Raw genomic sequence first — 13,059 nt, forward strand, 5'->3', positions numbered from 1 at the left:
ACCCCCGGGAAGCTCACGACCGGGAAGCCCGCCGAAGCCCACGACCGGGAAACCCACCACCGAGAAGCCCACCACCGGGTAACCCGCCACCGGGTAACCCGCCACCGATCAACCGACCATCCACCGCCGAGAGGAGGGCGCCCCGTGCCTCCCACCGAAGCGCGCCCCGGCAGCACGACCCCGCCCGGCGCCGAGCCGAGCCCCGACGACACCCTGGACCTGCACCTGCCCGAGGAACTCGTCGCCCTGCTCGCCGCCGACGAGCAGAGCCGGAGCGCCGAAGGCGACCTCCTCGACGACCTCGCGAGGTGGCAGCCGGCCGTCACTTCCGCCGGCCTCTTCCAGCTCGTCCCGGTCCGTCTCGACCGCGACCTGCCGCTGCTCACGCGCTGGATGAACGACCCGGCGGTGGCGGCGTTCTGGGAGCTTCAGGGCCCCGAGGACGTGACCGCCCAGCACCTCCGCGCCCAGCTCGACGGCGACGGGCGCAGCGTGCCCTGCCTCGGCGTGCTCGACTCCACGCCCATGAGCTACTTCGAGGTCTACCGCGCCGACCTCGACCCGCTCGCCCGTCACTACCCCGCGCGCCCGCACGACACCGGCATCCACCTCCTCATCGGCGGCGTCGCCGACCGGGGCCGCGGCGTCGGCACCACCCTGATCCGGGCCGCCGCCGACCTCGTCCTCGACCACCGGCCCCGCTGCACCCGCGTCCTCGCCGAACCCGACCTGCGCAACACCCCGTCCGTGGCGGCCTTCCTCGGCGCCGGCTTCCGCCTCTCCGCGGAAGTCGACCTCCCCGACAAACGAGCCGCGCTCATGGTCCGCGACCGGGCCCTCCGTCACGTCCTCTGACCACCCCTCTGCCTCACGCACACCGCTCGACCCACAGCGGTTCCCACTCCGAGGAGTCCTCGTGTCGACGTCCCCTGCACCCCACGACTCCGCACGACCCACACCGTCCGAGCCGCCCGTCCCGCCGGACCTGTACGGCCCGCCGGAACTCACCCCGGAGGCCTGGGCCAGGGCCGGCGCCCGTCTGCTCGCCAAGGCCGTCGGCGAGTTCGCGTACGAGGAGATCGTCACACCGCGGCCGGCCGACGGCCCCGGCCGTCACACCCTCGCCCTCGACGACGGCGGCACCCTCGCCTTCACCGCCCGGCGCGGCGCCTACGGCGGCTGGCGCGTCGACCCGGGCTCGCTCACCCTCGACGGCGCGCCCGCGACCGACCCCCTCGCCTTCCTCGTCCGCGCCCGCCGACTCCTCGGCCTCGACGGCGCCACCCTCGGCCACCTCATCCGCGAGCTCAGCACCACGCTCGCCGCCGACACCCGGCTCGACCACACCGCCCTGCCCGCCGCCCGCCTCGCCGAGCTCGGCTACGCGGAACTCGAAGGCCACCAGACCGGTCATCCGTGGCTCGTCGTCAACAAGGGCCGGATCGGGTTCTCCGCCCGAGACGCGGCCCGCTGGTCGCCCGAGGCCCGCCGTCCCGCCCGGCTGCCGTGGATCGCCGTCAGCAGCCGCATGGCCGCCTACCGGGGCGTCCCCGGTCTGGACACCCCCGACGTGCTCTACGAGCGGGAGCTCGACCCCGAGGTGCGCGAGGCCTTCCGCGCCGTGCTGCGCGCCCGCGGCCTCGACCCGGAGGGCTACCTGCTGCTGCCCGTCCACCCCTGGCAGTGGGACGAGGTCCTGCTGCCGCTCTTCGCCCCCGCCATCGCCTCCGGGGCCGTGGTCCCGCTGCCCGCCGACGGCGACCTCCGGCTGCCGCAGCAGTCCGTCCGTACCTTCCTCAACACCACCCGGCCCGACCGGCACACCGTGAAGCTGCCGCTGTCCGTCCTCAACACCCTCGTCTGGCGCGGACTGCCCACCGAGCGCACGCTCGCCGCTCCCGCCGTCACCTCCTGGGTCCACGGCCTGCGGGACGCCGACCCCTTCCTGCGCGAGGAATGCGGAGTGATCCTCCTCGGCGAGGTCGCCTCCATCACGGTCGAGCACCCGCTCTACGACCGGCTGCCGGAGGTCCCGTACCAGTACAAGGAGCTCCTCGGCGCGATCTGGCGCGAGCCGCTGCGGCTGCCGCCGGGGGAGCGCGCCCGCACCCTGGCCGCGCTGCTGCACACCGACCCCGGGGGCCGGGCCTTCGTCGCCGAGCTCGTCGAGCGCTCGGGCCTGGCGCCGCGGGCCTGGCTCCAGCGGCTCTTCGCGGCCCTCCTGCCGCCGCTGCTGCACTTCCTCTACCGGTACGGCACCGTCTTCTCCCCGCACGGAGAGAACGCCATCGTCGTCTACGACGAGCAGGACGTGCCCGTCCGGCTGGCGATCAAGGACTTCGTCGACGACGTGAACATCAGCGCCGTGCCGCTTCCCGAGCACGACACGATGCCGGACGACGTCCGGGCCGTGCTCCTCACGGAGCAGCCCGACTTCCTCACCCAGTTCATCCATTCGGGCCTTTTCGTGGGAGTCTTCCGCTTCCTGGCACCGCTGTGCGAGGAGCAACTCGGCGTCCCGGAGGACGAGTTCTGGTCCCTGGTGCGCGCCGAGATCCTGCGCCACCAGGCCCGCTTCCCGGAGCTGAAGGAACGGTTCGAGCTGTTCGATCTCCTGGTCCCGCGGATCGAGCGGCTCTGTCTCAACCGGAACCGTCTCCATCTCGACGGCTACCGCGACCGACCCGAGCGGCCGCACGCCGCCGTCCACGGCACCGTGCCGAACCCGCTCGCGTGACCGCCGGGACGGGCCCGGCTGTCGGTGGTGCCCCGTAGGGTGGGAGGGCTATGACGAAGCCATCCCTCCCCGATCTCCTCCACGCCGCCGTGACCGCCGTCGGCGGTGTGGAGCGCCCCGGCCAGGTCGCCATGGCCGAGGCCGTGACCGAGGCCATCGACGACGGTTCTCACCTCCTCGTCCAGGCCGGCACCGGCACCGGAAAGTCCCTCGGCTATCTCGTTCCCGCCCTCGCGCAGGGAGAGAGGGTCGTCGTCGCGACGGCGACGCTGGCGCTCCAGCGCCAGCTCGTCGAGCGCGACCTGCCGCGGACGGTCGACGCACTGCACCCGCAGCTGCGCCGCCGCCCCGAGTTCGCCATGCTCAAGGGCCGGTCGAACTACCTGTGCCTGCACCGCCTCCACGAAGGCGTGCCGCAGGACGAGGAGGAGGGCCTCTTCGACCCCTTCGAGGCGGCGGCCCCCACCAGCAAGCTCGGCCAGGACCTGCTGCGGCTGCGCGACTGGTCGGACGAGACGGAGACGGGCGACCGCGACGACCTCACGCCGGGTGTGTCCGACCGGGCCTGGGGCCAGGTCTCGGTCTCCTCGCGGGAGTGCCTGGGTGCGAGCAAGTGCGCGTACGGGGCGGAGTGCTTCGCCGAGGCGGCCCGTGAGCGGGCCAAGCTCGCCGAGGTCGTCGTCACCAACCACGCGCTGCTCGCCATCGACGCGATCGAGGGCGCGCCGGTGCTGCCGCAGCACGAGGTGCTGATCGTCGACGAGGCCCATGAGCTGGTCTCCCGGGTGACCGGGGTGGCCACCGGTGAGCTCACGCCGGGCCAGGTGAACCGGGCGGTGCGCCGCGCGGCGAAGCTGGCCGACGAGAAGGCCGCCGACCAGCTGCAGACCGCGGCCGAGGGCTTCGAACGGCTGATGGAGCTGGCGCTGCCGGGCCGCCTCGAGGAGATCCCGGAGGACCTCGGGTACGCGCTGATGGCGCTGCGCGACGCCTCGCGCGCGGTGATCACGGCCCTCGGCAACACGCGCGACCGTTCGGTGCAGGACGAGGACGCCGTCCGCAAGCAGGCCCTCGCCTCGGTGGAGACGGTCCACGGCGTCGCGGAGCGGATCACCCAGGGCTCGGAGTACGACGTCGTCTGGTACGAGCGGCACGACCGCTTCGGCGCCTCGCTGCGGGTCGCGCCGCTCAGCGTCTCGGGCCTGCTGCGGGAGAAGCTGTTCGCGGACCGCTCGGTGGTGCTGACCTCGGCCACGCTGAAGCTGGGCGGCGACTTCAACGGGGTGGGCGCCTCGCTGGGGCTGGCCCCCGAGGGCAGCCACGGCGAGGACATGCCGGTCTGGAAGGGCATCGACGTCGGCTCGCCCTTCGATTACCCGAAGCAGGGCATCCTCTACGTCGCCAAGCATCTGAACCGGCCCGCGCGGGACGGCGAGCGCGGTGACATGCTCGACGAGCTGACGGAGCTGATGCAGGCCGCCGGCGGCCGCACGCTCGGGCTGTTCTCGTCGATGCGCGCGGCCCAGCAGGCGGCCGAGGAGCTGCGCACGAGGATTCCCGAGCTGCCGATCCTCCTCCAGGGCGAGGACACCCTCGGCGAGCTGATCAAGAACTTCGCCGCCGACCCGAAGACCTGTCTCTTCGGCACCCTCTCGCTGTGGCAGGGCGTGGACGTCCCCGGGCCGAGTTGTCAGCTGGTCGTCATGGACAAGATCCCGTTCCCGCGCCCGGACGACCCGCTGATGAGCGCGCGCCAGAAGGCCGTCGAGGACGCCGGGGGCAACGGCTTCATGGCGGTGGCGGCGACCCACGCGGCGCTGCTGATGGCGCAGGGCGCCGGCCGTCTCGTACGGGCGACGGGGGACCGTGGCGTGGTCGCGGTGCTGGATCCGCGGCTGGCGACGGCGCGGTACGGCAGCTACCTGAAGGCCTCGCTGCCGGACTTCTGGTACACGACGGACCGCAACCAGGTGCGGAAGTCCCTGGCGGCCATCGACGCGGCGGCCAAGGCCGCGGAGGCGTAGCGGGGGGCGTGGGTTCGGGGGGCCGGGCGCACGGCAGGGCCCCGGGACCGGCGCAGTGGGTCCCGGGGCCCGGTTCAGGGCCGGCGAGGCGGGGTCACACCCGCCGGAGCACGGCGACGACCTTGCCGAGGATGGTGGCCTCGTCACCGGGGATCGGCTGGTACGCCGCGTTGTGCGGCAGCAGCCAGACGTGACCGTCCTCGCGCTTGAAGCGCTTGACCGTGGCCTCGCCGTCGAGCATGGCGGCGACGATGTCGCCGTTCTCGGCGACGGGCTGGCGGCGGACCGTGACCCAGTCGCCGTCGCAGATCGCGGCCTCGATCATGGAGTCGCCGACCACCTTGAGGACGAACAGCTCGCCGTCACCGACGAGCTGCCGGGGCAGCGGGAAGACGTCCTCGACGGACTCCTCCGCCAGGATGGGGCCGCCTGCCGCGATCCGGCCGACCAGGGGGACGTAGGAGGCGGCGGGCTTGCCGGTGGTGTCGGTCGGCTGGGTGCTGGGCTGGTCCGAGCCGCGGACCTCGTACGCCCGGGGACGGTGCGGGTCGCGGCGCAGGAAGCCCTTGCGCTCGAGGGCCATGAGCTGGTGTGCCACGGAGGAGGTGCTGGAGAGGCCGACGGCCTGGCCGATCTCGCGCATCGACGGCGGGTAGCCGCGGCGCTGCACGGAGTCGCGGATGACCTCGATGACGCGGCGCTGCCGGTCGGTCAGGCCGGAGCTGTCGGCGCGGATGCCCGGAGGTCGTCCGGGAAGCGAGCGCGCGGGCCGGCCGGGCTCCTCCCCGTTCATGGCGGCGTCATTCATGGCATGCACCGGCTCGAGTCGGCCCTGGGCGCGGCCCTGGGCAGTGATGGTGGCACTGTCTGCGGTGGTGGTCACGTCGGCGGCCCCTCTCGAATGGTCTCCCTGGCTGGCACAACGGTAGTGGCTTTCGAAAGGTTGCGCCAAACACACGTTCGAGTGAAAATTTGCAGTTCGCCTTACGTGTGCCCATGGGTGGGTGTATATGCAGACCCCGGGGCCCTTCTCAAAACGGTCATTACGGTAACGTTCGACGTCCGGTCGACCGGCGTGGAAGCGACGGTTCCGCTCGGGCCCCGCGGCCGGCCGGGCGCTCGCCGAGGGTGCCCTCCCAGTTTCGCACCGGCCCCCCCCGGGATCCGTGGCGCCGCGCCCTTCCCGTACCCTCGTGGCCGGTCGTGGGCGCCCCGCGAGCCCGCTGGACGGGCGACACGCGCGTGGTGCCGGAAATGCGGGCCAACCCAAGATCTAGTGGTTGTATGGCATCAGCCACCCACAAGTAGTGGTCGAGCAGGGATCCCCGGTCGGCCGGAGCCGCTCGGATCGCCTATGCTGGTGGTCGCTTCGCAGGGCCTCGAAGGGCCGGGCGGGGCTATTCAGTCGTGCCATGAGGGAGGGTCGGAACCAATGCACTGCCCCTTCTGCAGGCACCCCGACAGCCGCGTCGTCGACAGTCGTACGACCGACGACGGGACGTCGATCCGCCGCCGCCGCCAGTGCCCCGACTGCTCCCGTCGTTTCACGACGGTGGAGACGTGTTCGCTCATGGTGGTCAAGCGGTCCGGGGTCACCGAACCCTTCAGCCGTACCAAGGTCATCTCCGGCGTGCGCAAGGCGTGCCAGGGACGGCCCGTCACCGAGGACGCCCTCGCCAAGCTCGGCCAGCGGGTCGAGGAGGCGGTGCGCGCCACCGGGAGCGCCGAGCTGACCACCCACGACGTGGGTCTGGCCATCCTCGGCCCCCTGCAGGAACTCGACCTCGTCGCCTACCTGCGCTTCGCGTCCGTTTACAAGGCTTTCGACAGCCTCGAAGACTTCGAGGCCGCCATCGCGGAACTCCGCGAGCGGCCTCCCGCCGAGGGCGGTGGCGCCGGGGTGACCCCCGGGGTCCCCGTCCCCGCCACCGCCGCCGAATAGGCCGGCGGGCCGGGCCGCGCAGGTCCGGCGACCGGCCGCCACGCGGCCCACAAGACCTGCCCCGAGCGTTCCGTGAGGCGTTCGCGGCAAGAGCACTACAGACAGCGGTACAGAAAACGGAGCCCTGGAATTTTCCGGGCGCTCCAGGGTGTTTTGCCCGTATATGGGAGGCGGCATGACAGAGACGGCGAGCGGTCCGGCACGTGGTTCCCGCGCCAAGGGAGCCAAGGCGGCGAGCAAGGGCCTGCGAATCGAACGCATCCACACCACCCCCGGCGTGCATCCGTACGACGAGGTGACCTGGGAGCGTCGTGACGTCGTCATGACCAACTGGCGCGACGGCTCGATCAACTTCGAGCAGCGCGGCGTCGAGTTCCCCGACTTCTGGTCGGTGAACGCGGTCAACATCGTCACCAGCAAGTACTTCCGCGGGGCCGTCGGCACCCCGCAGCGCGAGACCGGTCTCAAGCAGCTCATCGACCGGATCGTGAAGACCTACACCAAGGCCGGCGAGGACTACGGCTACTTCGCCTCGCCCGCCGACGCCGAGATCTTCGAGCACGAGCTGGCCTACGCCCTCCTGCACCAGATCTTCAGCTTCAACTCCCCGGTGTGGTTCAACGTCGGCACGCCGCAGCCCCAGCAGGTCTCCGCCTGCTTCATCCTGTCCGTCGACGACTCCATGGAGTCGATCCTCGACTGGTACAAGGAAGAGGGCATGATCTTCAAGGGCGGCTCCGGCGCCGGCCTGAACCTCTCCCGCATCCGCTCCTCCAAGGAGCTGCTGTCCTCCGGCGGCAACGCCTCCGGCCCCGTCTCCTTCATGCGCGGCGCCGACGCCTCCGCCGGAACGATCAAGTCCGGTGGCGCCACCCGCCGCGCCGCCAAGATGGTCATCCTCGACGTCGACCACCCCGACATCGAGGACTTCATCGAGACCAAGGTCAAGGAGGAGGAGAAGATCCGCGCCCTGCGCGACGCGGGCTTCGACATGGACCTGGGCGGCGACGACATCACGTCCGTCCAGTACCAGAACGCCAACAACTCCGTCCGCGTGAACGACGAGTTCATGAAGGCCGTCGAGCAGGGCGGCACGTTCGGCCTGCGCGCCCGCATGACCGGCGAGGTCATCGAGGAGGTCGACGCCAAGGCGCTCTTCCGCAAGATGGCCGAGGCCGCGTGGGCCTGCGCCGACCCGGGCATCCAGTACGACGACACGATCAACCACTGGCACACCTGCCCCGAGTCCGGCCGCATCAACGGCTCGAACCCGTGCAGCGAGTACATGCACCTGGACAACACGTCCTGCAACCTCGCCTCGCTCAACCTCATGAAGTTCCTCAAGGACGACGGCAAGGGCAACCAGTCCTTCGACGTCGAGCGCTTCGCCAAGGTCGTCGAGCTCGTCATCACCGCGATGGACATCTCCATCTGCTTCGCCGACTTCCCCACCCAGAAGATCGGTGAGAACACCCGCGCCTTCCGCCAGCTCGGCATCGGCTACGCCAACCTCGGCGCCCTGCTGATGGCGACCGGCCACGCGTACGACTCCGACGGCGGCCGCGCCCTCGCCGGTGCCATCACCTCCCTGATGACCGGCACCTCGTACAAGCGCTCCGCCGAGCTCGCCGCGGTCGTCGGCGCGTACGACGGCTACGCCCGCAACGCCGAGCCGCACCAGCGCGTCATGCAGCAGCACGCCGACGCCAACGAGAAGGCCGTCCGCATGGACGACCTGGACACCCCGATCTGGGCCGCCGCCACGGAGGCCTGGCAGGACGTGATCCGCCTCGGCGCCAAGAACGGCTTCCGCAACTCCCAGGCCTCGGTCATCGCCCCGACCGGCACCATCGGTCTCGCGATGTCCTGCGACACCACCGGCCTCGAGCCCGACCTCGCCCTGGTCAAGTTCAAGAAGCTCGTCGGCGGCGGCTCGATGCAGATCGTCAACGGCACCGTTCCGCAGGCCCTGCGCCGCCTGGGCTACCAGGAGGAGCAGATCGAGGCGATCGTCGCCCACATCGCCGAGCACGGCAACGTGATCGACGCCCCCGGCCTGAAGACCGAGCACTACGAGGTCTTCGACTGCGCCATGGGCGAGCGCTCCATCTCCGCGATGGGCCACGTCCGCATGATGGCCGCCATCCAGCCCTGGATCTCGGGCGCCCTGTCCAAGACGGTCAACATGCCGGAGACGGCGACCGTCGAGGAGGTCGAGGAGATCTACTTCGAGGCCTGGAAGCTGGGCGTCAAGGCGCTCGCGATCTACCGCGACAACTGCAAGGTCGGCCAGCCGCTCTCCGCGAAGAAGAAGGAGGACGAGAAGGCCGAGGTGACCGCGAAGACCGAGGCGACGATCCGCGAGGCCGTCGAGAAGGTCGTCGAGTACCGCCCGGTCCGCAAGCGCCTCCCGAAGGGCCGCCCGGGGATCACCACCTCCTTCACCGTCGGCGGCGCCGAGGGCTACATGACCGCCAACTCCTACCCGGACGACGGTCTCGGCGAGGTCTTCCTGAAGATGTCGAAGCAGGGCTCGACCCTCGCGGGCATGATGGACGCCTTCTCCATCGCCGTCTCCGTCGGTCTGCAGTACGGCGTGCCGCTGGAGACCTACGTCTCGAAGTTCACCAACATGCGCTTCGAGCCGGCCGGCATGACGGACGACCCGGACGTGCGGATGGCGCAGTCGATCGTCGACTACATCTTCCGCCGCCTGGCGCTGGACTTCCTGCCCTTCGAGACCCGCTCCGCGCTCGGCATCCACTCCGCCGAGGAGCGCCAGCGCCACCTGGAGACCGGTTCGTACGAGGCGTCCATCGACGATGCCGAGGTCGACGTCGAGGGCCTGGCCCAGTCGGCGCCCCGCACCCAGGAGCTGAAGGCCGTCGCCGCCCCGGCGAAGGCCGAGATCCCGGCCCCGAAGCAGGCCCACACCTCCGCGGAGCTCGTCGAGATGCAGCTCGGCATCAGCGCCGACGCCCCGCTCTGCTTCTCCTGCGGCACGAAGATGCAGCGCGCCGGCTCCTGCTACATCTGCGAGGGCTGCGGCTCGACGAGCGGCTGCAGCTGACGCACTGACCCACTGGCACGCAGGCGCACGGACGTGGTGACGCACCGACGCGCCGAGGCACTGACGTGGTGACGCGCAGGCGCCGACGCACGGACGTGCCGACGCGCTGAAGGGTGACCGCTGGTGCGCGAAGGGGACCGGCCATCGAGGCCGGTCCCCTTCGTCGTGTGACCGATCGGGTCCCCCGCGCGGTCAGGGGTGCTGCTCGCCCATGACGGTGCCGAAGGCGCTCGGGTCGATGTCGAAGCCTCGCAGCTGGGGCCGGAACAGCCACTCCTCGGAGCCGTCGGATTGGTCGCCCTCGCCGAACCCGTCGCGGACGAACTCGGCGACCGTCGCCGCCGTCGCGTCCGCGACGGACGCGAGCTCGTCCTCGAGCAGGTCGGTGTAGCCCTCGCGCACCCGCACGCCGGTCCGTGCCACCTGCCCGAACGTGAGCCGCCCACCCCCCTGCTGGATGGCGACGCCCACCACCACGCGCGCGTAGCGCGGCGCGAGCCTGGTGAGCTCCAGCGTCATCGACTCGTCGTAGCCGAGGCCCTGGCCCGTGCGGCTGTCGCGGTGCAGGGTGATCGTGCCGTCGGGGGAGCGGCTGTCGAAGTGCACCAGATAGGCCGGGGGGCCGTACGGGGCGTCCGCCGCGTAGACCGCCGCCACGAGGTCGAGGTCGTGTGCGGGAGCACCGGCCGGACTGGGGTCCCACTTGAGCGAGACCTCGACCTTGCCGACCCCCTTGTTGAGCCCGCTCACGGTGAATCCCCTCTCTCTGTACGGTTCCTGACGCCTGAGAGCTGCTCATGGTGTCATGTGATCAACATGTCATCGGTCGACGGGGGAGTGCCGCATGTGGGGCGGGGAAGAGCTGGATCTGGACGCATATCTGGCGAGGATCGGACACTCGGGCGAGCTCGCCCCGGATCTCGCCACCCTGCGCTCCGTGCACCGGGCGAACGTCGAGACGATCCCCTTCGAGAACCTGGACGTGGCGCTCGGGCGCCGGATCCCGCTCGACGTGAAGAGCCTGCAGGCCAAACTGGTCGGCCGGCGCCGCGGCGGCTACTGCTACGAGCAGAACTCGCTGCTGGCGGCCGCCCTGGAACGGATCGGCTTCGAGGTCGCGGGACGCGGCGCCCGTAATCGCAGCCGGGGCCACGCGGACGTCGTGACGCCGATCACCCACGCGGTGCTCGTCGTCACCGTCGACGGCGAGCCGTGGCTCGCGGACGCCGGATTCGGCTGGCAGGGGCCGCTGGAGCCGGTGCCGCTGGCCGACGGCGTGCGGGTCGAGCAGGACGGCTGGGTGTTCGGTGTCGGTGTCGAGGCGGAGGGCGTCCACGTGCTGCGCGCGCTTCGCCCGGAGGGGTGGACCGACCTCTACGCCTTCGCGCCGCACACCCTGTTCCCCGTGGACTTCGAGCTGATGAACCACTACAGCTCCGGACATCCCCGGTCCCGCTTCCTCGGTCAGGTGGTGGCCCATCTGCCGGGCGCGACCGTGCGCCGGGCGCTGGTGCGCGACGGCCTGACCTCGGTGAACGTCGACGGCTCGCGTCAGGAACGCCTCGTGGATGCAGGGCAGTTGGTGGCCACCCTCTCCGAGGTCTTCGGGATCGAACCGGACGAGGAGGAGGCCGCGGGTCTGCTGCGGGTCCACTCCGGCGAGGTCTGACGGCGGGTCGTTCCGCCCCGTACCATGGCGCGGTGCTGGTCAAGTGGATTCGCTGCACCGTGGTGGACCGTCGTGGGTTCGAACGGGGGCAGCGGAAGTGGGCGGGGCTGCTCGGTGAGCCGGGATTCCGGGGACAGGGCGGAGGGTGGAGCCGGCGGCGGCCGGATGTCGCCCATGTCTTCTCGTTCTGGGAGAGCCGGGCTTTCTACGACTCGTTCATGGCCCGCTCGCACGATCGTCTCGCCGCCGCTCAGGTGGGCACGTTCCGGGGCGCCCAGGTCAAACTGTTCGACCACCGCTTCGACGTGAAGACCGGCTTCGAGCCTCGGTTCGCCGACGCGGACGTCGCCCGGGTCGCGCACTGCCGGGTGCACGAGGAGCGCGTCGAGCACTTCGCCCTGATGCAGGAGAAGGTGTGGAACCCGGCGATGGCCGGGTCCCCCGGCATGCTCAGGGGCCTGTTCGGCGAGGCGCCCGGGCACGAGTTCCTGGTCCTGTCGATGTGGAACTCGACGGCGGAACACGGCAAGTACCGCGTCGAGCGCATCGAACGCCTCGGTCTGCGGGCGCAGACCGAGGCCGACGTCGCGGCGATGACCGGCGACGTGGTGCAGCTCGAATCCGCCTGGACGGTGTGAGGTCCGGAGGCTAGGTCGTCTGGCCGGCCGAGGGTGAGGTCGACGCAGACGCAGACGCAGACGCAGACGAGGCAGGGGTAGAGCTGCCGGGTGCGCCGGGTGCGCCGGGTGCGCCGGGTGCGCCGGGCGTGTCGGCGCGGGGGTCGTGGGTGCCTTCGGTCCCGCCGGTGAACGCGCCCGCCTCCACGGCGGCCAGGGCCGCGCGGGCCGCCTGCTCCGCCACGGTGGTGTCCACCGGCTCGCGCGTCACGAAGAGGCGGAGGAAGAGGGGCGCGGAGACGGCGCGGACGACCGCGCCCGCGTCCGTGCCGGCCGGCGCCTCGCCGCGGGCGACGGCCCGGTCGACCACCGGCTCGCAGCGCCGGAAGCGTTCCTCGTAGAACGCCCGCAGGGAGTCGGCGGCCTGTGGCGACTGGAACGCCGCGGCGACGAACGCCGTCGGCGCCGCCGCCCGCGCCGGATCGGCGAAGGCCTCGGCGACCTCGCCGGCGAGCGCGCGCAGGTCACCCCCGAGGCTTCCGGTGTCAGGGGCCCTCCACTCGTCCTCGCCCGCGAGGGCGAGCGCGTCGGCGACCATGCCCTCCACCCCGCCCCAGCGCCGGTACAGCGTCGTCTTGTGGACACCCGAGTGCTCCGCCACGTACTCCACGGTCAGCGCCGGATAGCCGCGCTCGGCCAGTCCGGTGAGGACCGCGTCGCGGACCGCGGCCCGGGTCCGCGCGGTGCGTCCGCCCGGGCGCCGACTGCCGGGGGCGGGAGCCGGGGCCTCGCCGGAAGAGGCGGAAGAGCCGGAAGAGGCGGAAGAGCCGGAAGAGGGTCCGGGGGCGGGGGCGGAGGTGGGGGCGGCGCCGGAGGTGGGGGCGGGGGCGGGGCCGTTCTCCTCCGCCGGCGGCTCGTTGCGCGACACGTTCAATTGCTACTCCCGTTGCGTTAGTGGATCGAGTGTGCCACACTTTCCATAACGCGACACCGGTTGCGT

Annotated in this window: 9 protein-coding genes and 1 pseudogene; 7 read left to right on the forward strand and 3 right to left on the reverse strand. The window is 71.6% G+C overall.

Annotation, left to right across the window (positions count from 1 at the left end; translation table 11 throughout):
- The first annotated feature begins 144 nt into the window (after positions 1-144).
- The 3 genes from ESG85_RS05405 to ESG85_RS05415 all read left to right on the forward strand — a co-directional run bounded on the left by ESG85_RS05405 (position 145) and on the right by ESG85_RS05415 (position 4,761).
- Positions 145-855 carry a GNAT family N-acetyltransferase gene (locus tag ESG85_RS05405; RefSeq protein WP_128976865.1) on the forward strand — a complete coding sequence of 237 codons (711 nt, stop codon included), beginning with the start codon at positions 145-147 and terminating at the stop codon, positions 853-855.
- Between the two features lie 61 nt (positions 856-916).
- Positions 917-2,737, forward strand: coding sequence for an IucA/IucC family protein (locus ESG85_RS05410; protein ID WP_181018969.1), 1,821 nt, complete (start codon positions 917-919; stop codon positions 2,735-2,737).
- 50 nt (positions 2,738-2,787) lie between these two features.
- On the forward strand, positions 2,788-4,761 hold the full coding sequence (locus tag ESG85_RS05415; RefSeq protein ID WP_128976866.1) for an ATP-dependent DNA helicase: 1,974 nt from the start codon (positions 2,788-2,790) through the stop codon (positions 4,759-4,761).
- A gap of 94 nt (positions 4,762-4,855) precedes the next feature.
- Here ESG85_RS05415 and lexA read toward each other — a convergent pair whose 3' ends face one another.
- Complete coding sequence (lexA, locus tag ESG85_RS05420; protein ID WP_128976867.1) at positions 4,856-5,644, reverse strand: transcriptional repressor LexA; 789 nt, start codon at positions 5,642-5,644, stop codon at positions 4,856-4,858.
- 549 nt (positions 5,645-6,193) lie between these two features.
- Here lexA and nrdR point away from each other — a divergent pair.
- Both nrdR and ESG85_RS05430 read left to right on the forward strand, forming a co-directional pair.
- Entirely contained in the window at positions 6,194-6,703 is a 510-nt protein-coding gene (gene nrdR / locus ESG85_RS05425; protein WP_128976868.1) for a transcriptional regulator NrdR, read from the forward strand.
- A 175-nt stretch (positions 6,704-6,878) separates the two neighbouring features.
- Positions 6,879-9,773, forward strand: coding sequence for a vitamin B12-dependent ribonucleotide reductase (locus ESG85_RS05430; RefSeq protein ID WP_128976869.1), 2,895 nt, complete (start codon positions 6,879-6,881; stop codon positions 9,771-9,773).
- A gap of 192 nt (positions 9,774-9,965) precedes the next feature.
- Here ESG85_RS05430 and ESG85_RS05435 read toward each other — a convergent pair whose 3' ends face one another.
- Positions 9,966-10,523, reverse strand: coding sequence for a TerD family protein (locus ESG85_RS05435; protein ID WP_128976870.1), 558 nt, complete (start codon positions 10,521-10,523; stop codon positions 9,966-9,968).
- Between the two features lie 94 nt (positions 10,524-10,617).
- On the opposite strand from ESG85_RS05435, the gene ESG85_RS05440 reads away from it, so the two are divergent.
- Together ESG85_RS05440 and ESG85_RS05445 are read left to right on the forward strand one after the other, a co-directional pair.
- On the forward strand, positions 10,618-11,442 hold the full coding sequence (locus ESG85_RS05440; RefSeq protein ID WP_128976871.1) for an arylamine N-acetyltransferase family protein: 825 nt from the start codon (positions 10,618-10,620) through the stop codon (positions 11,440-11,442).
- Positions 11,443-11,474: 32 nt separating this feature from the next.
- Positions 11,475-12,080, forward strand: coding sequence for a YdbC family protein (locus ESG85_RS05445; RefSeq protein ID WP_128976872.1), 606 nt, complete (start codon positions 11,475-11,477; stop codon positions 12,078-12,080).
- A gap of 166 nt (positions 12,081-12,246) precedes the next feature.
- On the opposite strand, the pseudogene ESG85_RS35690 reads toward ESG85_RS05445, so the two are convergent.
- Positions 12,247-12,840, reverse strand: a pseudogene (locus ESG85_RS35690) (TetR/AcrR family transcriptional regulator); the annotation flags it as partial.
- Between the last annotated feature and the right edge of the window lie 219 nt (positions 12,841-13,059).

Source organism: Streptomyces roseicoloratus, assembly GCF_004117935.1.
Classification (GTDB): Bacteria; Actinomycetota; Actinomycetes; order Streptomycetales; family Streptomycetaceae; genus Streptomyces; species Streptomyces roseicoloratus.

Excerpts from the sequence above, each read along its gene's own strand:
- ESG85_RS05415 (WP_128976866.1), top strand. The coding sequence starts at position 2,788 with ATGACGAAGCCATCCCTCCCCGATCTCCTCCACGCCGCCGTGACCGCC.
- nrdR (WP_128976868.1), top strand. The coding sequence starts at position 6,194 with ATGCACTGCCCCTTCTGCAGGCACCCCGACAGCCGCGTCGTCGACAGT.
- ESG85_RS05430 (WP_128976869.1), top strand. The coding sequence starts at position 6,879 with ATGACAGAGACGGCGAGCGGTCCGGCACGTGGTTCCCGCGCCAAGGGA.
- ESG85_RS05440 (WP_128976871.1), top strand. The coding sequence starts at position 10,618 with ATGTGGGGCGGGGAAGAGCTGGATCTGGACGCATATCTGGCGAGGATC.